The organism is Chryseobacterium sp. sg2396 (assembly GCF_042610505.1).
GTDB lineage: Bacteria > Bacteroidota > Bacteroidia > Flavobacteriales > Weeksellaceae > Chryseobacterium.
Genome location: NZ_JBHGAQ010000001.1, coordinates 142,117 through 165,647 on the forward strand (window position 1 = coordinate 142,117; position 23,531 = coordinate 165,647).

Annotated in this window: 19 protein-coding genes and 1 riboswitch; of the genes, 10 read left to right on the forward strand and 9 right to left on the reverse strand. The window is 35.8% G+C overall.

The genetic code is table 11. The annotated features are described in order from the left end of the window. Positions 1-10: 10 nt before the first annotated feature. The 10 genes from ACED20_RS00635 to ACED20_RS00680 all read left to right on the forward strand — a co-directional run bounded on the left by ACED20_RS00635 (position 11) and on the right by ACED20_RS00680 (position 14,078). Positions 11-1,273 carry a TolC family protein gene (locus ACED20_RS00635; protein ID WP_294332964.1) on the forward strand — a complete coding sequence of 421 codons (1,263 nt, stop codon included), beginning with the start codon at positions 11-13 and terminating at the stop codon, positions 1,271-1,273. A 2-nt stretch (positions 1,274-1,275) separates the two neighbouring features. Then, complete coding sequence (locus tag ACED20_RS00640; RefSeq protein ID WP_294332963.1) at positions 1,276-2,202, forward strand: efflux RND transporter periplasmic adaptor subunit; 927 nt, start codon at positions 1,276-1,278, stop codon at positions 2,200-2,202. Between the two features lie 4 nt (positions 2,203-2,206). Then, a complete protein-coding gene (locus ACED20_RS00645; protein WP_294332961.1) occupies positions 2,207-5,245 on the forward strand; it encodes an efflux RND transporter permease subunit in 3,039 nt (1,012 codons plus the stop codon). A gap of 87 nt (positions 5,246-5,332) precedes the next feature. After that, entirely contained in the window at positions 5,333-5,758 is a 426-nt protein-coding gene (locus tag ACED20_RS00650; RefSeq protein ID WP_294332959.1) for a PepSY-like domain-containing protein, read from the forward strand. Between the two features lie 117 nt (positions 5,759-5,875). Further along, the gene (locus tag ACED20_RS00655; protein WP_294332957.1) at positions 5,876-7,213 is read left to right on the forward strand and encodes an IS1182 family transposase; all 1,338 of its coding nucleotides are present in this window, start codon (positions 5,876-5,878) and stop codon (positions 7,211-7,213) included. Positions 7,214-7,418: 205 nt separating this feature from the next. Continuing rightward, complete coding sequence (locus tag ACED20_RS00660; protein WP_294332955.1) at positions 7,419-9,842, forward strand: TonB-dependent receptor domain-containing protein; 2,424 nt, start codon at positions 7,419-7,421, stop codon at positions 9,840-9,842. A gap of 11 nt (positions 9,843-9,853) precedes the next feature. Continuing rightward, on the forward strand, positions 9,854-10,444 hold the full coding sequence (locus tag ACED20_RS00665) for an HD domain-containing protein (RefSeq protein ID WP_294332953.1): 591 nt from the start codon (positions 9,854-9,856) through the stop codon (positions 10,442-10,444). Positions 10,445-10,457: 13 nt separating this feature from the next. Next, positions 10,458-11,252, forward strand: coding sequence for a phosphatase PAP2 family protein (locus tag ACED20_RS00670; protein ID WP_294332952.1), 795 nt, complete (start codon positions 10,458-10,460; stop codon positions 11,250-11,252). Positions 11,253-11,262: 10 nt separating this feature from the next. Continuing rightward, on the forward strand, positions 11,263-11,679 hold the full coding sequence (locus ACED20_RS00675) for an EamA family transporter (protein WP_294332950.1): 417 nt from the start codon (positions 11,263-11,265) through the stop codon (positions 11,677-11,679). Positions 11,680-11,837: 158 nt separating this feature from the next. After that, positions 11,838-14,078, forward strand: a complete 2,241-nt coding sequence (locus ACED20_RS00680; RefSeq protein ID WP_294332948.1) for an outer membrane beta-barrel family protein — start codon at positions 11,838-11,840, stop codon at positions 14,076-14,078. A 583-nt stretch (positions 14,079-14,661) separates the two neighbouring features. Here ACED20_RS00680 and ACED20_RS00685 read toward each other — a convergent pair. From ACED20_RS00685 to ACED20_RS00725, 9 genes are all read right to left on the reverse strand, one after another. Next, entirely contained in the window at positions 14,662-15,264 is a 603-nt protein-coding gene (locus ACED20_RS00685; RefSeq protein ID WP_117590182.1) for a phosphatase PAP2 family protein, read from the reverse strand. A gap of 7 nt (positions 15,265-15,271) precedes the next feature. Next, the gene (locus ACED20_RS00690) at positions 15,272-15,628 is read right to left on the reverse strand and encodes a DUF190 domain-containing protein (protein ID WP_294332946.1); all 357 of its coding nucleotides are present in this window, start codon (positions 15,626-15,628) and stop codon (positions 15,272-15,274) included. A 10-nt stretch (positions 15,629-15,638) separates the two neighbouring features. Continuing rightward, positions 15,639-16,943: a voltage-gated chloride channel family protein gene (locus ACED20_RS00695; protein WP_294332944.1), complete on the reverse strand. Its 1,305-nt coding sequence runs from the start codon at positions 16,941-16,943 to the stop codon at positions 15,639-15,641. Between the two features lie 31 nt (positions 16,944-16,974). Beyond that, a riboswitch (Fluoride riboswitch) is annotated at positions 16,975-17,041 on the reverse strand. A gap of 20 nt (positions 17,042-17,061) precedes the next feature. Continuing rightward, positions 17,062-17,526, reverse strand: coding sequence for a hypothetical protein (locus ACED20_RS00700; RefSeq protein ID WP_294332941.1), 465 nt, complete (start codon positions 17,524-17,526; stop codon positions 17,062-17,064). 29 nt (positions 17,527-17,555) lie between these two features. Beyond that, a complete protein-coding gene (locus tag ACED20_RS00705) occupies positions 17,556-18,521 on the reverse strand; it encodes a WD40 repeat domain-containing protein (RefSeq protein ID WP_294332939.1) in 966 nt (321 codons plus the stop codon). A 61-nt stretch (positions 18,522-18,582) separates the two neighbouring features. Next, the gene (locus tag ACED20_RS00710) at positions 18,583-19,566 is read right to left on the reverse strand and encodes a YeiH family protein (RefSeq protein ID WP_294332938.1); all 984 of its coding nucleotides are present in this window, start codon (positions 19,564-19,566) and stop codon (positions 18,583-18,585) included. 77 nt (positions 19,567-19,643) lie between these two features. Further along, positions 19,644-20,537, reverse strand: coding sequence for a LysR family transcriptional regulator (locus tag ACED20_RS00715; RefSeq protein WP_294332936.1), 894 nt, complete (start codon positions 20,535-20,537; stop codon positions 19,644-19,646). Positions 20,538-20,545: 8 nt separating this feature from the next. Beyond that, the gene (locus ACED20_RS00720; protein ID WP_363315656.1) at positions 20,546-21,211 is read right to left on the reverse strand and encodes a class I SAM-dependent methyltransferase; all 666 of its coding nucleotides are present in this window, start codon (positions 21,209-21,211) and stop codon (positions 20,546-20,548) included. 29 nt (positions 21,212-21,240) lie between these two features. Next, positions 21,241-23,529 (reverse strand): multicopper oxidase domain-containing protein, encoded by a 2,289-nt coding sequence (locus tag ACED20_RS00725; RefSeq protein ID WP_294332935.1) that lies wholly within the window; start codon positions 23,527-23,529, stop codon positions 21,241-21,243. Between the last annotated feature and the right edge of the window lie 2 nt (positions 23,530-23,531).

The window sequence follows — 23,531 nt, forward strand, 5'->3', positions numbered from 1 at the left end:
TTTACAGAATATGGTTACTTTTCGTACATATCTCATCCGTAGTTTATTATTTTCGATGCTGTTTTTCAGTTGTTTTAAAATAAATGCACAGTCTAATACATTGTCATATTTTCTTGCAACGGCTCAATCCAACAGTCCGCTTTTAAACGATTACAACAACCAAGTTATTTCCAATAAAATTGACAGCTTAAAATTAAAAGCATCTTACGGTTTTATTGTTACAGGAGAAGGAAACGCAGGGTATTCTCCAAATATAAAAGGTTGGGGATATGACAGTGCTTTAACCAACGGGCAATCACTTTTTACAGGTGTTCGTGTTGCCAAAGAATTTATCAGCCGTAATAATTTGAATACAAGACTTGCCGGAATTAATGCAAATATTGCGCAGGTTTTAGCGCAGAAAAATATAAGTCTTCAAACACTTAATAAACAGATTACCGATCAATATATTGCCACTTATGCTAGTCAGCAACAATATAATTTAAGCAAAGAAATTATTCATTTACTTAATCAGGAAGATGTTGTTTTGAAAAAGCTTACCCAATCTGCGGTTTTCAAACAAACTGATTATTTAACTTTTAAAGTTACCCTTCAACAAAATGAATTAACCTTAGAACAGCAAAAAGCCGATTGGCAAAACAATTATTCTCTGTTAAAATACCTTTCAGGAATCGTTGATGATACTTTTGAACCTATAGAAAAACCTTCTTTTACTGAAGCTCTGAATCCGAAATCATTTGATGAAAGTATGTACGCAGAAGCTTTTCGGGCAGATAGTTTAAAATTGTCAAATGACGCAAAAATTATCGAGTACAATTACAAACCTAAAATCACAGCTTTTTCAGATAGTGGTTACCAGTCTTCATTTGTGCTTACGCCGTATAAAAATTTTGGATTGAGCGTCGGAGTTGGTGTCACAATTCCGATTTATGACGGTCATCAGAAAAAAATGCTGTTGCAGCAAAACCAATTATCGTTGCAAACTCGCCAGAAATATCTCGAACAGACCCAAAGACAATATCAACAGCAGATTCTTCAGGTTAATAATCAAATGGAGCAGTATGACAAAATGATAAAGACTGCGAATCAACAGATAATTTACGCCAAAACTTTGGTCGAAGCCAACGCAAAACAGCTTCCGACAGGCGATGTAAGAATGGTAGATTTTATTTTATCTATTAATAATTTACTGAGTCTTAAAGGAAATATCATTCAATACAATACAATATTATTCAATCTGAAAAATCAGTTGCAATATCTTATCGTTCAATAATTATGAAAAAAATAATCACCTTTATTATAGTTTCTCTGGTTGTTTTGAGTTGTAATAAAACCGCAGAAAATGCTCCGGCAGATGCAATATCAACAAACGCAAAACCAAAAACATTAGTTACTGTAGCTTATCCTTCTGATACAGCTCAACTCAATAATATGATTACGCTGAATGCAACAGCAACTTACCTGTTAAAATCTGACGTAAAAGCCAACAGCAACGGTTATATCACAAAAATGACCATCAAATTAGCCGATCGTGTCGGTAAGGGTTCAGTACTTTTCGGATTGCAGACCAAGGAAGCAAGAGCGCTTGGAAATACCATCAATAAATTGGATAAATCATTCCGATTCAATGGTGCAACTACGGTTATAAGTCCTGCAACAGGTTATGTTGCAATGCTCAATCATCAAATAGGAGATTATGTACAGGATGGGGAAGTTTTGGCAACGATTACCGATGCAAGCAGTTTTGGTTTTGTAGTTGATGTTCCTTATGAATATCTTCAAATTATAAAAAATAAAGGTTCTTTACCGATTACTTTACCCGACAATACTATGTTGAAGGGAAGAATCGCAAAAGTGATGCCTTCCGTTGATGCTGTTTCGCAAACTGTAAAAGTATTATTACAAGTTTCCAACAACAATATTCCTGAAAATCTGATTGGTACGATTAGCTTTTCCAAAACTTCAGCTTATGGACTTTCCGTTCCTAAAATGGCAGTTTTGAGTGATGAAACTCAGTCTTCTTTTTGGGTGATGAAATTAATCAATGATACAACAGCCGTAAAAACAGACATCACAAAAGGGGTGGAAACGGATAAATATATTCAGATAAAATCCGGCAATGTGACAACGAAAGACAGAGTGATTGTCTCAGGAAATTTTGGATTAAGTAATACTGCAACTGTAAAAATTCAAAAACCTTAATCTGATGAAAAAATCATTTTTTGTAACTTACAAAAGTCCTTTGCTGGTATTGATTTTCTTGATTTTGGCGAGTGGAATTTATTCTTATACCAAAATTCAGTCGGCTTTATTTCCGCAGATCACTTTTCCGAAAATAAAAATCATAGCCGATGCAGGACAACAGCCTGTCAATCAAATGACAGTGGGTGTTACCAAAGTCTTGGAAGATGCTGTGAAAAGAGTTCCTGATCTGCAGGTTTTAAAAAGCACAACCAGCCGGGGAAGTTGTGAAATTTCTGCTTTTATGGATTGGAATGTGAATGTAGATTTAGCCAAACAACAAATTGAAAGCAGTGTCAATCAAGTTCGAAATCAATTACCACCCGACATCAATATTTCTGTTGAAAAAATGAATCCGTCTATTCTTCCGGTTATGGGATATTCGTTGAATTCAACGTCAAAAGACCCGATTGAACTGAAACAATTGGCACTTTACACCATCAAACCTTTTCTTTCGCAAGTTGCAGGAGTGAGCGAAGTGAGAATTGTCGGCGGACAGGACAAAGAATTTCGTGTTGTGATGAATCAGTCAATGATGGCGAGATTGGGAGTTACGCCCGCTTTGGTGGAACAGGCGATTAACAATAGTAATTTTATTAAATCAAATGGATATTCTTCAGATTTCAGATATTTATATTTAACACTTACCGACGCTCAGATTCGCAATGAAAGTCAGCTTAAAAATCTGGTCGTAAGCAATAACGGAAACCGAATTGTTTTGTTGAGTGATATTGCGCAAATTAATGTTCATAATGCAAAACAATATATAAAAGTCAATGCCAACGGACAGGAAAGTATCCTGATTGCCATCATCCAGCAACCCAATGCAAATGTGGTTGATTTAAGCAAAGCAATGGAAACAAAAATTGCCGAGCTGCAAAAAACCTTACCGAAAGATATTGTCTTAAAACCGTATTACGTTCAGGCAGATTTTGTAAACGATTCTATTAAAAGTGTTACCGATGCTTTATGGATAGGATTGGTTTTAGCAATTATCGTAGCAATTATTTTCCTTCGTTCTTGGAAGGCGAGTGCGGTTATTTTAATCACAATTCCGATTACGTTGAGTCTTACGATGCTTGTTCTCTATACGATGGGACAGACGTTCAATATTATGACTTTGGGAGCAATCGCCGCTGCGATAGGATTGATCATTGATGATGCGATTGTTGTGGTTGAACAAATCCACAGAACGCACGAGGAACATCCCGAAGAATCTTCAAAAACATTAGTACAAAAAGCAATCAATTATTTGTTAAAAGCAATGGTTGGTTCTTCACTCAGTACGATTGTGATTTTCTTGCCTTTTATGTTAATGAGTGGAGTAGCGGGAGCTTATTTTAAAGTAATGACAGACACGATGATTATTACGTTGATCTGTTCATTTTTTGCAACGTGGATCTTATTACCCATCGTTTATTTATTATTGTCATCAGGAAAGAAAAAAGAAAAAAATCTCCAGCATCACGACGTAAAAGAAAGAAAATGGGTTGGGTTTTTCATTAGAAAACCATTATTCAGTTATGCATTTATTTTAATATTAATTGTTTTAACAGCGATTATTCTTCCCAATATCAGTACCGGATTTTTACCCGATATGGATGAAGGAAGTATCGTTTTAGATTACAATTCACCTCCCGGAACTTCATTGGAAGAAACCGACAGAGAGTTGAAAGAGGTTGAAAAAATTATCACTTCAACGCCCGAAGTTGCAGCATACAGCCGAAGAACAGGAACGCAAATGGGATTCTTTATTACCGAACCAAACCGGGGTGATTATTTAATTCAGTTAAAGAAAAACAGAAGTAAAACTACGAATGAAGTTACCGATGATATCCGTGCAAAAATAGATGCTTCCGGTTTGCCCTTGACCGTAGATTTCGGACAGGTGATTACCGATATGCTAGGAGACTTAATGAGCAGTGTTCAGCCGATTGAAATTAAAGTTTTCGGGACCGACCAGAAAGTCATTGAAGATTATTCTCAAAAAATAGCCGGAATTGTAGAAAAAGTAAACGGAACAGCCGATGTTTTTGACGGAATTGTGATTGCAGGACCATCAATGGTTGTTACTCCGAAACTGCCTGTTTTAGCTCAATATAATATTTCGTTACCCGATTTTCAGAATCAATTGCAGGCAAATCTGGATGGAAATGTAGCCGGAAATATTTTTGACAACGTCCAATATACATCGATAAGATTATTGTACAACGAAAAAAATAATCAGTCTTTAAGCGACATCAACAACAGTATGATTGCTTTACCGAACGGAACTTTGAAACCTTTGAGTGAATTTGCAACCGTAAGTGTAGTAACCGGTTCAGCCGAAGTCAACAGAGAAGATTTGCAGACGTTGGGAATTGTAACGGCAAGACTCGATAATGGGAATCTGGGTGGAACGATTCAGGAAATTCAGAAACAGATTGATCAGAAAATAAAACTGCCAAGCGGATATTCTGTGGTTTATGGCGGAGCTTACGCAGAACAGCAACAGTCATTTAAGGAATTATTAATTATTCTGTTGGTTTCCAGCTTATTGGTTTTTTCGGTGATGCTGTTTTTATTCAGAAATGTTTTGGTAGCATTGATCATCTTATTTGTATCGGTTTTAGGACTTTCAGGAGGGGTTTTACTACTGTATTTCACAAACACACCATTGAATGTCGGAAGTTATACAGGATTGATTATGATGGTCGGAATCATCGGTGAGAACGCCATTTTCACCTACCTGCAATTCCACGAAAGTTTAGCGACGAAAACTAAGGAAGAAGCTGTGATTTATGCCATCAGCACAAGACTTCGTCCGAAGTTAATGACCGCTTTGGGAGCTATCATCGCTTTAATGCCTTTAGCATTAGGAATCGGAACGGGAGCTCAAATGCACCAGCCTTTGGCAATCGCTGTTATCGGCGGATTTATCGTTGCATTGCCACTTTTACTCATTGTTTTGCCAACATTGCTCAACAAAATCAATTTAAAACTGGAAGAAATAAACAATCAATAAATATTTAAAGCTTTCAAAATCTAAAAGTTCAAAATTTCTTCTAAATCGTTCCTGAATATTGTATTACAAATTTAAAATTAAATTAAAATGAAAAAATTAGCATTTCTACTAACAATAACTACTGGTGTAGTTTTGGTCAGTGCACAAAAAATTCAACAGAAGGATGTTCCTGGATTAGTTCAGAAAGGGTTTCAAAAACAATTTCCGGCAGTTAAAGATGCAAAATGGGAAAAAGAAAATGGGAAATATGAAGCAGGCTTCGAGTATAAAGGAGAGGAACTGAGCGTGCTTTATAATGCGCAAGGCGTTTGGGAGGAAAAAGAAACAGAGATCAAAGTGAGCCAGCTTCCGGCGATGGCTTCATCTTATGTCGCAAAGAAACAATTAGGCAAAATCAAGGAAGCTTCTAAAATTACCAAAGCTGACGGTTCTGTTATGTACGAAGCAGAAGTTAAAAGCGGAGACGTCTTGTTTGATGTCAAAGGTAACTTTGTGAAACTTGCAAAAGATTAAGATCTGATAGAAGGTAAAAAGAATTAGAAAAGAGGCTGTCTCAAAAGAGATAGCCTTTTTTATGCAAAAAGGAAAGCTAAAGCTTTCCTAATCGTTGCAAATTGATTAATTTGCTGTGTGTTAACTTCTTCAAAAGTAGTCTTTAAAGATTACAATCCCAAAGAAAACTTGCTTTTTCCTCCGAATTTATCGGAGTTGATAGATCAAAAGCATCCTGTGAGAATTATTTCAGGCATTATTGATGGTTTGGATATTAAAAACCTGATCAAAACCTACAAACCCGGCGGAACCTCTTGTTACCATCCGAAAATGCTTTTGAAAGTTTTGATTTATGGGTATTTGAGTAATATCTATTCGAGCCGCAAAATGGAACAGGCACTTAAAGAAAACATTCATTTCATGTGGCTTTCAGCGATGAGCCGCCCCGATCATAATACTTTAAACAGATTTCGCAGTGAACGATTGAAAGGCGAGATTAAAGCCATTTTCACACAAATTGTTCTTCTTTTGGAAAAGGAAGGTTTGGTAAGCCTGGAAACCACTTTTGTAGACGGCACAAAGATAGAAGCCAATGCCAATCGCTATACTTTTGTTTGGGGAAGAGCCATCAAAAAACACAGAGAAAGGATTTCAGAGCAATTGGAAGAACTTTGGAACTATGCGGAAACAGTTGCAAAAGACGAACTTCAAAGTACAGAAAGTATTGATTTTAAAGAAGTAGATTCTGAAAAAGTAACTCAAACCATCGAAAAGATCAATGAGGTTTTGAAAGATAAAAAAGTACCTTCGAAAGTGCGTCAAAAGCTGAATTACGCCAAGAAAAACTGGGCAGATAATTTAGAGAAGTATAAAAAACAACAAGAATTATTAGAAGGTAGAAATTCCTATTCCAAAACCGATACAGACGCTACATTTATGCGAATGAAGGAGGATCATATGCGAAACGGACAGCTGAAACCCGCTTACAATCTACAAATTTCTACCAACAGACAATTCATTTTACATTATTCAATCCATCCCAATCCAACAGACACCAAAACATTAGAGACTCATTTACAGGGTTTTGAAGAGAGTTATCATAAAGTTCCCAAAGAGCTTGTAGCGGATGCAGGATATGGTTCGGAGGAAAATTACAACCTGCTGAAATCAAAGAAAATAAAGGCTTATGTGAAATACAATTACTTTGGAAAAGACCAAAAATCCGGACAAATAACCACTTCACAGAACAATCCCAAACTGGCAAAAATCAGGGAAAAGATTTTCAAACTTCTTTGTACTAAAAAAGGTGTGAGGCTACGGAAACAGCGATGTCACGATGTTGAACCTGTTTTTGCCCAGCTCAAGCACAACAAAAATTTTAAACGCTTCATGCTTCGGGGGAAAACTAAGGTCGAGGTGGAAATCGGCATACTTGCCATTGCCCATAATCTGAAGAAAATGTCAAAAGCAGCCTGAAAAAGACTGCTTTTCTGAGTTATTATCTTCCTTTTTCAATTTCTTTTGAATATAAAAACTGAACAAACTTTTTTATCAAACCTAATACTAAAAGAGACTGCCCTTTTGAGACAGCCTCTTTCTTTTTTCAAATCGATTGTCCTGATTTTTTAAAATTCAAAATTTCTTCTAAATCATTACTGAATATTGTATCAAAATAAATGTAATGTTTAGGATCAGATTATTGCTTTTTTTGATAACGTTATTGTTCTCATCTATAGCGTATGCTCAGGTTGCAGGAATTACGATTTCAGGATTGATCAAAAATAAAACGAACAAAATGGCTTTGTTTTACGTGAATGTATTGGCAAGAACAGAAAAAGATACCGCATTTGTAGCAGGAACAATTACCAATGAAGAAGGCAGGTTTTCGTTAACGGGAATCAAGCCGGGAAATTATCAGTTGGAATTTTCACTTTCGGGATTTCGAAAGCAGAGGCAGCCACTTTTTGTAGGAAGTCTATCAGAGTTTTTAGAGATTCCACAAATAGAACTTGAACCAGATACCAATAAAGAAACAAAAATCGAAGAAGTTGTTTTAACGGCTTCAAAGAAAAATGAAATCAGCAATCAGCTTGATAAGAAAACCTATTCCGTTGCAGATAACATCAGCCAAAGTGGAGGTTCGGTTCTTCAATCGATGCAGAATCTTCCCGGAGTTACGGTTCAGGACGGTAAAGTTCAACTTCGTGGAAATGATAAAGTGACTGTTCTGATCGATGGAAAACAAACCGCACTTACTGGTTTCGGAAGCCAAACCGGATTGGATAATATTCCGGCTTCTTTGATTGACAGAATTGAAATCATCAACAATCCTTCATCAAAATATGATGCGAACGGAAATGCAGGAATCATCAATGTGATTATGAAGAAAAACAAACAAAACGGCTGGAACGGTAAAATCGGATTTACCTATGGAACGGGTTCCCTTTGGGAAAGAAAAGAGAATCTTCCAACCATAAGACCTCAATATACTTTCACACCGAAAATCAATCCTTCGTTGTCTCTTAATTACAGAAAAAATAAAGTCAATCTCTTTCTGCAGGCAGATAATCTTTACACGCAAACATTGAATAAAAATGAATTTGTTACGAGAACTTTTGATGATGGAACTGTAATTAATTCTCAGTTAAAACGAAACAGAAATACCAATTTCCTTACCACAAAAGCTGGCCTTGACTGGAATATAGATTCTCAAAACTCATTGACCGTTTCCGGAATGTACGGAAGTGAAAAAATAATCGACCGCGGAGACCAGCCTTTTTTTAACGGAGATAGGTCGCAACGACTTCGTTTGTGGCAGTTTTTGGAAGATGAATTGAAGACGACGATTATGGGAACGGCAAGTTATCAGCATAAATTCAAAGAAGCAGGGCATTTGCTGAATGTAGGTTTCAATTATACATTTCACAGAGAAGATGAAAAATATTTTTATGATAACTACTTGCCAGCTTCCACAGGAACAGATGCTTTCAAATTATTATCGGATGAACAGGTTTATGATTTCAATGTTGATTATATAAAACCTCTAAAATACGGAAGATTAGAAACCGGAATCAAGCTTAGAAATAGAAGTATTCCCACTAATATGAACTTTATTCCCGGAGCAAACTCTGTTTTGGACTTTAATGCAGGAGGTTGGGCGACTTACAAAGAATTGATTCCAGCTGTTTATGCCAATTATATATTTGAAACTCCAAAATGGGAAGCCGAGTTGGGTGTGAGATTGGAATATGTGAAAATCCAATATGATGTGAACCCAAATCATCCGACTTACAAAAGTGACAGCTACAATTATATGCAGCCATTTCCAAATCTGAGATTAGCGTATAAACTCAATGATAGAAATAAATTTTCGATTTTCTATAACAGAAGAGTAGACCGTCCGAATGAAGTTGATATTAGGATTTTTCCAAAATATGATGATGCAGAAATTATCAAAGTCGGTAATCCGGAATTGCGTCCACAATTTACCAATTCGGTGGAGTTGGGGCACAAGTACAATTGGGATAATGGTTATCTGTATTCTGCATTGTATCATCGTTTTGCTAATGGAACGATTACAAGAATTTCCAGTATTGTTCCAGAAAGTACTTTGGTTTATGCAGTATTTCAAAATGCTGGAAAAAGCTATAATTCGGGACTCGAAATGATCTGGAATCAAAAGGTTTCAAAAGCATATTCTTTTAATATTAATGGAAATCTTTACAGAAACCAGATTGATGCTTTCAGCGTAACCAATCTTTATCCAACTCCGAATTCTTTTTCAGCAGAAATGCAAAAAGCCATATCTGGAAATGTGAAATTCAATAATACTTTCAAATTTCCCAACGGATTTGATGCGCAGTTGACGGCCGTTTATCTTGCTCCGGATATTATTCCGCAAGGGAAAATAGGTTCAAGGTTTTCAATGGATTTGGGTGTGAAAAAATCTATCCAGAAAGGTAAAGGAGAGTTGTTCTTTAATGCTACAGATTTGTTGAATACGATGGTCATCAAAAAACAGATTCAAGGTATTGGTTTCCGCTACACAAGCGATGATTACTACGAAACGCAAGTGATACGATTAGGATATAGTTATAAGTTTTAATACAAATTGTAATGGATAATTTATTACAGGCAGTAAGAGATTACGTTATACTATTTCTAACGGAAAATCTTTCTCAGCAGCTGACTTTTCACAATATAACCCACACTTACGAAGTGGTTTCTGCGGTACGTGAAATAGCGAGAGAAAATACACTTGCTGATGAAGACTTTTGTGCTTTGGAGATTGCGGCTTGGTTTCACGATTGTGGATATGTCTCTTGTTACAAAGGTCACGAAGAAGAAAGTAAAAGAATTGCCAAGAATTTCTTAGAGAATTTCAATTGTGATAAATTCTTCATTGACAAGGTTTTAAAATGTATTGATTCAACCAAATATCCTCAAAATCCTGTTTCAGATATCGAAAAAATTATATGTGATGCAGATATGTTTCATTTAACAAGAACTAATTATTATCAATATGAAAAAGCTTTAAGACTTGAGTTCGAAAAATTTCTCGGACTAATTTTTACCAATGAAGAATGGCAAATGGAGAACCATATATTTTTACAACATCAACACTATTTTACATCGTATGGACAAGACGTTCTCGAGAAATTTAAAGATGTAAATATTCAGTTGATGAATTCTTCTAACAAATTTTAATACCCAAAAAGAAATGTCAAATTATCGTCATAAAGCAGCCATCGGCTTTTTCATTTTACTATCAGTTTGCGGGAAATTTTCCGCTCAGAATAATGATTCAATCCAGACTCAGGAAGTCAAGAAAGACAGCGCCGTTGTCTTAAATACAGAAAAAAATACTTTAAGCTATAAAAAATTAATCATTCCAACTGCGTTGATTGGATATGGAGTTGCAAGCTTAAGTGTCAATGGTTTAAAACAACTCAATTTCTCCACAAGAGACGAAATCAATGAACATCAACCAGATCATATCAGGTTAGACAACTACACGCAATTTGCTCCTGCAGCCTTGGTTTATGGGTTAAATGCATTTGGAGTTGAAGGGAAACACAATTTCAGGGACAGAACTATCATTTATGGAACCTCAATGTTGATTACTTCTGCATTTGTACTTCCTTTAAAACATATAACAAAGGAGGAAAGGCCGGACCAATCCAATAATCTATCATTTCCATCGGGACATACTGCGATTGCTTTTGCTTCTGCACAATTTATGTTCAGAGAATATAAGGACACTAATTTTCTATTGGGAATTTCGGGATATTCACTAGCCATTTTTACAGGAGTTTACAGAATGATGAATGATAAACATTGGTTTGGAGACGTAGTTGGAGGTGCAGGATTTGGGATTCTTTCCACGGAATTGGCATATTGGCTTTATCCAAAAATCAATCATCTTTTGGGCGGAAAAAATAAAAATTCGGCAACAATGGTTATGCCTTATTACCAAAATAAAAGCGTGGGAATTGGTTTTGTTAAAAATTTTTAAACCTTGAATAATGTGGATTTATTATGCATTACTTTCAGCACTTTTTGCTGCATTCACGGCTATTTTTGCTAAAATAGGAGTGTCTAATATCAATTCTAATCTTGCGACAGGAATCCGAACGATTATTATTCTGGTATTAGTTTGGAGCGTTGTTTTCATCAAAGGAGAAGCGAAAGATATTGGTTCGTTATCAAAGTTTAATATTATTTTCCTTGTATTATCAGGCGTTGCAACAGGATTGTCTTGGCTGTTTTATTTCAAAGCTTTGCAAATTGGAAAAGTTTCGCAGGTTGCAGCGGTTGATAAATTAAGTGTTGCCATAGCCATTATTTTTGCCGTATTGTTTTTTAAAGAAACGCTGACTCTGAAAACTGCAATGGGAGCGGTGCTGATAATCAGCGGAACGATATTATTTGCATTAAAATAATGTAAACTTATTAAGAAACAAAAAGGTAAGAATAACTGGTTTGTGTCTTTTTATATCAATCATTAATGAAAGTTAAAATGTACTTTTTTATGTTAATGCTTATATATTCAAGATTTTTTCAGAATTGGGTTTCATTTTTGTCGCATAAATAAATCACTTTGAAACAATTATTACTACCTATTGCTTTACTTTCTATTGTTTTAGTAAATGCTCAAACCACCACTGCTGGAACAACAGACAGTAAACCAATTGATACTGTAAAAAATAATCAGGTCAAAAATATTCAGGAAGTAATTATTTCCGGTAAGAAAGCCATTGTCGAAAATAAAGTTGATAAAATTGTCTATAATGTTGCCAATGATGTAACATCTCAAAGTGGAGCTGCAATCGACGTTCTAAGAAAAGTTCCGCAGGTAACTGTAGATGCAGACGGAAATGTAGAACTGCAGGGAAATCCGAATGTAAGATTTCTCATTAATGGAAAGCCTTCAAGTATTTTCGGGAACAGTCTTGCAGATGCATTGGCTTCGATTCCGGCAAGTCAGATCAAAAGTATCGAAGCGGTAACAAGTCCCGGAGCAAAATATGATGCACAGGGAACCGGAGGAATCATCAATATCGTTCTGAATGAGAGTAAAGTAAAAGGAATCAATGGGATTATCAATACTTCTGTTGGAACACGTTTTGAAACAGGTTCTGTAAATCTGAATTTTAGAAATAATAATTTCAGTATGAATGCTTTTTTCAGTGGAAATGCACAGCTGAAATCACGAACGCCATTTTCACAGGACAGATTTTCACATTCTGAAACAACTCAAACCCGATTATTGCAAAACGGTTATACAGATTTTCAACGCCACGGTTATCGTACAGGTCTAGGTTTTGATTGGTCAATTAATAAAACCAATACCTTGAGCGGTTCAGTTTCTTACAATGATTTTGCCAATAAAAGTATCGGTTTTATCAATCAGGAACAATATATCAATGATTTTTCCAATTCGAACGCACAGTCCATTATTGGTTACAGAAATTCTGACAATCGTTCTTCGGTAAATTCCATCGATGGAAATTTAAGCTACAGAAAAACGTTTCAGAAAGAAGGTCAGGAATTGACTGCAGATTATGTGGTAAGTTATGGTTCACCAAAAAGTAATTATTTGCAGACTCAAAGTTTGGCGGGAGCTTTTTCTCCTTATGATGGTATTATGGGAAGTAATCCGGGAACAGATATCAGTCATAATTTATCGATAGATTATGTACAGCCAATCAATGATAATGTTACGTTAGAAATGGGTACAAAAGCGATTTTTCAGCACATTACCAATAATACGGATGTGAATGTTCTGGATGATTTATCCGGACAATACCAATCAGATCCATTTCAGTCTTACCATTTAAAATATGATATGGGAGTGTATGCAGCGTATCTTTCTTCTTCATTAAAATTATTTAATAATTGGCTCGATGTAAGAGCCGGAGCACGTTATGAATACACAACCGTTAAGATTGATTATCAAAATACAAACATTCCATCTTACAGTTTGCTTGTTCCTTCATTTATTTTATCTCATAAATTTGAAAGTGGAGAAACCGTAAAATTAGCTTATACAAGAAGGGTAGAAAGACCTGAATATGCTGAGCTGAATCCATTTTTAAATTTCAGTGATCCTCATAACATTACTACCGGAAATCCTTCATTAAAACCGGAAATTGGTGATAATATGGAATTGGGTTACAACAAAAATTTTGAAAGTGGTGCTAATCTCTCATTCACACTTACAGAAAGAATCAACAGTCAGGATTTGAAACAAATTACTACATTTTATCCGACTTATACTGTGAATGGTAAAGATTATACCAATGTTTCTGTGACTTCCAGAGATAATATTGGAAAAGAGTATAATTCGGGAGGTATTTTATCGGGTTCGCTTCCGTTTTTTAATAACAAATTAAATCTTCGTGGGAATATGATGCTGTTTCACAGATATATTGTCAGTGATTATTTTGGAAATGTTGATATGGGATTCCGTTACCGCTTAAACCTGAATATGAATTATCAGTTTCCAAAAGATTTTATCATAGAAATGTTTGGGAATTATAATTCTGCAGCTAACAATATTCAGGGAAAAAATCCTCAGTCGATTACTTATAGCATTGCAGCCCGTAAACAGTTTTGGAATAAAAAAGCAAGCATAGGAATTACAACAACAAATCCTTTCAACAGATATATTAAACAGGCGACAACTGTTGAAACAGGTGATTACAGCTCATATTCTGTGAGATATTTACCGCTTCGTTCTTTCGGGATCAGTTTCAGTTATAAATTTGGGAAAATGGATTTAAAAAAAGATAAAGATATTAGTGATGATTTTCTGAATGCGGCTTCGCAAGGAAGCTGAAAATTATAGCTTAAAAACTTTAATCATTAACAAATAAAATAATGACATACTGAAATGTACCAAAAAACATTCATAAAATTATTCATTAAAACGTAGCAGGTGACATTACTATACTGGTTAGGAATGTAAGAGAAGGAAGCTAATATTATATTGGAATTACTATATTTATTATAAAAAAGTTATAATAAACCAAAATAGGAAAAATACCAGAGCCTTAATGAGACTTCAAACCGCGCTTCAATACCTATGAAATTTCTGATTTAGCATTTTAGTCTGTTTATTTTAGACAGATCTGAGATTTCAAGTGAAAAAATTCAAACCATAAAATACAATCCTGTAAAAGTTTGATAATTAATATGTTATATCTATAAAAAAAGATAGCTATCAAATAGTTGTATCATTAAGTGACAAGACGAGCATATCTTCAAACACTTTTATCGATGATTTGGTTCGATTGAGCCAAATTAAGCAAGAACCACAAAGCTCATTTTAATTTATGATTTCAATTAGATTGAGATCTTTTGCAATTTAATTTGGAAAATACAGAATCGATCTAACTTGTATTTCTGATAATCAAATGGCTTTATTTGTCGTTATTATCTATTGTGGATAGTGAATCTCTAAAAATTAAAGGTTTCATTTTTCGATAGATCCAGAAAAACAATAAGCCATTCAAAATACCAAGAAATATCGGAACAATAACATCGGTAGGATAGTGTACACCGAGGTAAATTCTGCTGTAGGAAACAAAAAATGCCCAAGGAAATAGAACATATGGTAACCATCGTATATTTTTATGCGTTGTTTTGCTGAGGTAAGTTGCAAGTGAAAAAACATTTAATGTATGGGCAGATACAAAACCGTATTGTCCGCCAGTGTAACCATTGACATAATGCAGAAGGTTTTGCAATCCTTCTGTGTGGCTTGGTCTTAGACGTTGAAATAAGGGACGAATAATAGATGCTGCTAACTGGTCGCTCACAGTTATCAATGGAAGAATAAGGATGATCAACCACCAACTTTGCTTTTTATATTTTAGAACTAATAATACTAAAATAGCAAAATACAATGGGATCCAGCTTAGTTTTCCGCTTGCAAACCACATCAATTGATCCAAAAAGTCTGTATGATGACCATTGATCCATAAAAGGATTTCTGTGTCAATTTTCAGTATAAAGTCTTTCATCTTATTTTCAGTTAGAATCGTAATTAAATTTATGATTATTGATAAGTATCAAATGTGTTGCCCTTAAAAACTCTGCGTTTTCATTCAAGAAATTTTTTAGTTTATTATAGTCATCAATCAACTCTAAACAAACGGTATTTTCAGATGAAGGGATTTCAGAAATATTATATTGAATACGGCCATTGTTTAAATATCCGCTTTTTGCAGTAAAAATATTGGCTTGATTGATAGAACTTTGCCTTGCCTTTTTCAAAAGATAATCTCCTAAATTATTATTCCAAATTCTTCTCCAAAAGTTCTGCCCTGTTACTGATTGTCCGTATCGGAAATATATTTTTACGATGGCTAAATTTTCTGTGTGCATTGTTTTAGTTTTAAAGTTCATTTAATCTTTTTCCGGTATAACTTCCAAACCTGTTGTGTTTAGGCTCACCAATCATCTGTCTTCCATAAATACTGCTATGCCCTGAGAAAAGATATGCAACTACGCACGCAATAGCAACATAGACACCGCAATCGCTCCCGAAAAGTTCGATTGCCATAATACTGCAAGCCAACGGTGTATTGGTGGCTCCTGCAAAAACCGCTACAAAGCCCATTCCTGCCAAAAGCCCTGTTGGTAACGGAATAAAATAGCCCAATGCATTTCCCAATGCAGCTCCGATAAAAAATAATGGGGTAACCTCACCACCTTTAAATCCTGCTGCTAAAGTAACAATGGTGAAAATCATTTTTAATGCAAAATCGTAGGCAGGTAATTGCTGTTCAAAAGACGAAACAATAGTAGGAATTCCTAACCCAATATATTTTGTAGTTCCTAAAGCCCAAACAGCGGTTGCAACTAAAATACCTCCAACCAAAGGTCTTAATGGAGGATAAGAGATTTTTGTTTTAAAAATTTTGCTTACTTGATGAATGGTTTTGCTGAAAAGAGCAGCACATAGCCCGAAAGCTATACCCGCAGTAATTGCATAAAGACCATTTAAAAAAGAAAAATCAGGAATGGTCGGAATATGATAATGAGTATGTCCGGTCTTCCAAAGTTTAGTGACCAAGTCTGCGATGATTGCCGATGCAAATGCAGGAAAAATCGAATCATATTTAAGTCTTCCAATCAAAAAGACTTCTAACCCAAAAATTGCTCCAGCCAACGGTGTTCCGAATACAGAAGCAAAACCTGCGGCAATGGCAGAGATGATCAGAACTTTTCTTTCATTTGGATCGAGTTTTAGTGGTTTTGTAAATTGGTCGGCAATAGATCCTGCCATTTGTATTGCAGTTCCTTCTCTTCCGGCAGATCCTCCAAATAGATGTGTCGCGAGTGTACCGAGATAAACAAATGGTGCCATACGAAATGGTATAATCTCTTTAGGGTCGTGAATGGTATCGATCAATAGGTTATTGCCGGCTTCTACTTCTTTGCCGAATTGATGATAGATGTATCCAATCACGAAACCGGCTATTGGAAGAAGGGCAATTAACCAAAGATGATTTTCCCGAAAATCAGTAACCCAGCCTAATGTTTCTAAAAATAATGCTGACGCAGTTCCGATACAAGATCCAAGAATAAGGCTAATCAATAACCATTTGATGACATAGGGAAGGGTTGGGTAAGCTCTAAAAAATACTTTTGTTCTAATAAGGGATCTCTGCCCTTTAGATTTTTGATAATGCCGCATAATATATCCTGATTAAATGTTGAACACTCAATTTTAATCAGGCGCCATCAGCTTTTTTAGGGCGGTTGGATAAGGGAGACACCATTCCCTTTTTTGAATAATCAAAGGTAGTAAAAAATCAATGACCTGCAAGATAGTCTTTAAGAATTTCTGCTATTCCAAGCTCACAATTGATTCTGTTTCTTTCACTCATTGCAGGGAATGGAACACTTTTGATAAATAAGACTTCTGATAATTTTGCTCTTTCTATAGCCATTAAAACAAATTTTTCAATATCTTTCATTATAATGATAATACATTTGGGACGGTGTGTTCTTAATCTTTTCGAAAGCGAGTCAACATTTTCAGAACGTTGTTTATTTCTGATTGTCATATCCTTTCTGTCAATTTCTTCAGTCACCAAATATTCAATTTTGCATTTTATTTCCTCAAAAAATGCTAAAAAATCAATATCAGTTTCAAAGTTACCAAATTGCATTTCAAAGGCTGACTTTACGCTCCTGTACAAAGGTGTATTGCATTTGTAAAAAGATTTTGTATCAGAAGATTTTGCTTCAGTGATCAGTAAGATTTCTGTGGCCATTTCAAACATTAATATTTATTATCACCTGATCATTTCATTGACTGAACGATCTTATAGTTAGCCATACTGACCTTATCCACACTTAGATCGTTGTTCAATACATAAAAGAACTTCCCGTCTTTTGAAAAAACGATGGCTTGTCTTGGTTCTTTAAAACCTTTGATAGTTTGGATGTTCTTATTGGTTTTAACATCGACCACTGAAATAGTATTATCAATCTTGTTACCACTCAGCACAAGTTTTCCGTCCGGTGACAGACTTGCTCCGTAATTATCCTTACCAACCTGAATACGATGAATAATGTTTTTGCCGGCTATGTCCACCATAAGCAGCTCATTTGTTCCACTGTTCGCTGCATATAAGGTTTTACCGTCTTTACTGATCGAGATTGCCCGGATCTTATTGAAGCCTTCCATTTCTCCTTCTATTTTTAGCGTTTTAACATCAACAATTGTGATATGGTCGTTTCCAAAATTTGTCACATAGAGCTTTGTGTTATCAGGATTAAATTTTACTCCCTGTCTGGGCTGATGGAAGCCCGTAATGATATTCTTGACCTCAGATGTTCCTGGATTGACCAATGTTACCGTATTGGCTGCTTCATTGTTGATAAACAGCTGTTTTCCATCGTTTGAGATAGCAGTTCCAAAGGCACCATAGCCAACCGGGTATTTTTTAATCAGCTGATAATTGTCAGAATCATAAACCATCAGATATCCAAGACTACTATCGGTAATGTAAATTAGCTTTCCATCCGGAGAGAAAAGAATATTTCTGGGATTAACAAAGCCTTTGATGGTGGTTTTTAACTCGGCTTTGGATAGGTCATAAATTTTAATTTCTGTAGAATCGCTGTAAGATGCCACCGCTATTTTTTCATCAGGGCTAACCGCAAGTGAATTATTTTTAATATCCCCATCGAATGGAACTTGTGCGAATGCTTTTATCGTAAAGCTCAGAACTATCAGTGAGATTTTAAATCGTAGTGATTTCATATTATTTGTTGTTTAGTAAAGTATAATATTAATTTGTTCAAATACATTAAGCAATAAATCTTTAACTGGCAAAAGAAGTGACCGCCCATAATGCAGCAGCAGAAATGATGCCCCAAAGTACAACGCCCTGAATTAAAGGTCTAAAACCAACGCTCATCAGTAATTTTCTGTTGAGACCGCAGCCAATTAAAAATAAAGTTAAGGTCAGCCCTGCTTTGGCAATCCCTGTAAGATAATGACTGAAATTCTGCACAAAGGGAATATAGGTGTTGGCGATCATAGCCAAAATAAATAAACCTATGAAGTAAGGGATCTTTACTTTACTGCCTTTGTTTTTGAAAAGAAATGTAGACAGAAATGCCACAGGAATGATCCATAAAGCGCGGGCTAACTTCACCGTAGTTGCCACTTCCAAAGCCTGAGCTCCATATTTGCTTGCCGCTCCCACTACTGAACTTGTGTCGTGAATGGCAATGGCACTCCATAAACCAAATTGGGTCTGAGACAAATTCAATGCGTGACCGATCATTGGGAAAATAAATAGTGCCAATGAGTTAAGGATGAAAACCGTACCCAATGCTACTGAGATCTGCTTTTCTTCGGCTTTGATGACAGGAGAAATGGCTGCAATGGCGCTGCCTCCGCAAATAGCTGTTCCAGCAGAGATCAGATAGGAACTCTTTTTGTCGATCTTAAGAAATTTTCCCATCAAATATCCGATCACCAGTGTTCCTATGATGGAAACTATGGTAAATACAATCCCTTCCTTGCCCGCTTTCATTGCGCTGGTTACGTTCATTCCAAAACCTAATCCTACGACTGAGACCTGCAACAGGATATGTGTTGCCTTGTGGTTAAGGTGCAGATAAGGATGACCAATGAACTGTGCAACGATGAGTCCCAAAAGCAAAGCAACAGGAGGGGATACAAAAGGAGAGAGGCATAATACAACGAGTACGAAAAAAATAACTTCTCTTGCTGTAATGCTTTTTTCTAAGAATCTTCGTAAAGACTTTTTTTCTGTGTTATTTTGATGATCTTGCATAATATGATTCTTTAATTTTATAGTACAAAATTCATCATATCATCAGTGAAAAAGAAATCAAAATAAATAATCTGTCATTACTTAAAGTTATAGCTAAGTGCGAATTTTATAAATAAATCGGAAAGACTTTCACCTTCACCCTGCGTTCGAATGAAATTGAATTCCCTCTCGACAGTAAGCCCTTTCACATCCACCACGGTACATTCGTTATTTTTAAGTTCTTTGAAAATAGAATATATGGAAAGAAAAGCCAAAGCTTCAGAATTGAGTAAATACATTTTGATGCTCTCCGAACTGTCCAACTGCATCTCCAAGTTGAGATCACTTATTTTTATACCAGCTTGTTTAAGGGCGTGTGCAATGACTTCCAAGGTTCCGGAACCCGGTTCACGTAAAAGAAAACTATACTTTATTATATCTTCTATTTTTACAGATAATTTTTTTGATAGAGGATGTCCTGATTTTCCAACAAGTACCAATTCATCTTTAACGAAAGGAGTATATTTAAATATTGTATTTCTTGATCTACCTTCAATAATTCCAAGGTCGATATTTTTATTTTGCAAAGCTTGCTCAATCTGTTCTGTGTTTCCGGTAACCAACTGCACTTTTACACTGCCGAACTTGTGATGAAATGCAGCCAATATAAGAGGCAGCAGATATTGTGCAACGGTAGTACTTGCACCAATACGTATCGCTCCTGATTTATTTTGAGTAAAAGCATTCAGTTCAAATTCCATATTTTGGTAGATGGCAAACACTTGTTCCGCATACTGAAGCAAAGTTTCTCCGGCTGGCGTTAGTTTTATCTTTGTTCCGTTTCTGTCAAAAAGTTTAACCTTGAAATAGTGTTCAATCTCTTTGATATGCTTCGTAACGGCAGGCTGTGTAATATAAAGTTCTTCCGAGGCCTTGGTGAAGTTGAGCCTTTTTGCTACGGTAAAAAATACTTTCAATCTGAAATCGAACATCTGCTATTTTATTTTCTTTGAAATGTACAAAATAAAAAATTCTGAACTGTATTAAAAGGAGTGGAATGGTCGATATATTGAAAACTAAATTGCTTAAAAGAATCCTTAAAAGCATCTTTCAGTGATTTGTCTGTATATTGCTTTATTTCAAGTCCGCTACATTTGGTCGGGCCTTTATCAGAGAATGTTCCCATAATCAAAAATCCATCCTGACTGATTACCCTTTCAGCAATTGAAGTGTATTTTATTATATTCTCTTCATCAGTTAAAAAATGAAAAACTGCTCTGTCGTGCCACAGATCATATTTTTCAGTTGGGTTAAATTCAGTGATGTCGGTTACAACCCATTGTACCAATTTGCCCTTTTCTCCCAATCTGTTTTGGGTCTTTTGTAATGCTTTTTCGGATATATCTAAAACTGTGATATTGGTGTAGCCCATATCTAAAAGAGCATCTACCAAACGACTTTCTCCACCACCAATATCAATGATATGAGCTGTAAGAGGTAATTTTAATTCCTTTATAAACTCAATGGAAGCCTGCGGATATTCCTGGTACCAGCTTACCTCATTTTCGTTTTTGTTTTCATAAATACTGTTCCAGTGTTCCACTGCTTGATTGTCTATTTTCATTTTTAAAGTCTGGTATTTATTCAAAGATACTAAGCCTTTCATAATTTTGAAAGGCTTAGATTTCAATAATTTTAATAAACCAGCGATATTCCCGCTCCCCATCCCATATCACTGTCATAATGAGCTCGGATTCCAATGTTTTTATTGATAATGTATTTGAGCTCTCCCATATATTCTTTATCGGTATTCACCATAAATCCTCCTCTCAACCTTTTAGAAATAGGAATGTCCTCACGCATCAACGTTAATCTTACAATGCCATCGTGATAAACTTCCGCCTGAAAGTTAATTAACATTGGCAAAGTGTACATAACCCCCAAACTAAATGCTCTTCGGGTATCTTTTTCGTTGGTCTGTCCAAACAGGTTTTTTTCCTGCTGATCCATTCCCATTTTACGGTATCGCCAGTCGAAACCAATAAAAGGCATCAACCATTGCATTTTCCCGATGTATCTTCCAAAATGAGTTTCCACTTCATAACCGTGCATACTGTTATAACCCAATCGCCATTCTGTACCCAAGCTCCATCTTGCATTTTGCAACATTGCCTGTCCGTCATTTCCATTGGTGGCAAAATCATTTTCTGCCATAAAGTGAGGCATATTGCTTTCTTTCTGCAACATATTATAGGATTGTTTCTTATTTGGTAAATTTGGATTCTGATAATCACCGACTGCAAAAACACGGTTCATACCTGACATCATATGATACAGAATGTGGCAATGGAAAAACCAGTCTCCTTCTTCATTTGCAAGGAATTCAATAGTGTCGGTTTCCATTGGCATAATATCCAAAACGTTTTTAAGGGGCGATTTTTCTCCTTTTCCGTTAATTACCCTGAAATCAAAACCGTGAAGGTGCATCGGATGGCGCATCATCGAGTTGTTGTAAATGGTAATGCGTAAGATTTCACCTTTCTTCACAGGAATTTTATCCGTCTCAGAAAGGATTTTATTATCCATACTCCAAACATAGCGGTTCATATTTCCGGTAAGGGTAAATTTCAAGTCCTTTACAGGCGCATCTTTAGGCAATGTAGTATTGTATGGAGATTGCAACATTGAATAATTAAGCGTTGTAATATCTCCCAAAGCATTGGCGTTGAATCGATTTGGGTCGTCGTCCATCTTCATTCCCGATTTCATATCCATATTATGCTGACTATGGTCTTCTTTATTTCCTTCTTTCCCAGTAATCTCGGGATACATCACAACGTTCATATCCATTTTGTTCAGGCTCATTTTCATTCCCATATCATCCAGGTCGCCGTTCATTTTCATCATACCGTTCATCATTTTCATTCCTTCAAAATATTTGAGACGGGGAAGTGGGGAAATCAACTGTTTGATACCATTGCCAACAAAGTAACTTGCAGACTGCGTTCTGTCTTCGGTGGTTGCTAAAAATTCATAAGCCACGCCGTCAGAAGGAATTGTAACGACCACATCATAGGTTTCAGAAACACCGATAATCAACCTGTCAACTTCTACAGGTTCTACATCGTTGCCGTCATTAGCGACTACTGTAATTTTTCCACCTGCATAACGCAACCAAAAGTATGAAGAAGCTCCACCATTGGATATTCTCAATCTCACTTTGTCGCCTGCTTTCAAAGATTTGCCATCGATGGTTTTTAAATCGGTTGTATTGTGTCCATTCATTAATACTTTGTCGTAGTAAACATCACTTACATCCATCGCTGTCATACGTTTCCATTCGTTTTTAAGTTTGGTTTTAAAATAACCTTCACGAATCGATTCTGCATAAGACTGTGTTGCATTCTTTTTAATCGCAGACCAGTCATTCGCATTATGAAGCATTCTGTCAGCATTTTTTGGATTGAGGTTGGTCCATTCGCTTAAAACAATGGGAACTTCCGGTAAATCATCTATTCCTTTTCTAAACGTTTTGTCATCCTTTCTTTTCTTCATCACAAAGTTTCCATACATCCCAATCTGCTCCTGTAATCCCGAATGCGAGTGGTACCAGTGCGCTCCGTTTTGTTTGATAGGAAAACGATAGGTGTACGTTGCACCCGGTGCTATCGGTTTCTGTGTCAGCCAGGGAACTCCGTCTTCTTTATTGGGGAGAAACACACCGTGCCAATGGAGAGAAGTACTTTCTTTCAATTGATTATGAACAACGATTTCTGCGATGTCACCTTCGGTAAAAGTCAGTGTAGGCATTGGAATTTGTCCGTTTACTGCAATGGCTCTTTTTTCCTTACCTGCATAATTAACTAAGGTATCTTTTACAAACAACTCATAACGTACGACTTTCTGTGCGAAAAACGATTGTGAAAATAACAGGAAAAAAAATGCCTGTAAGAACCGTGAAATATTATTTTTAAGTTTAATCATAT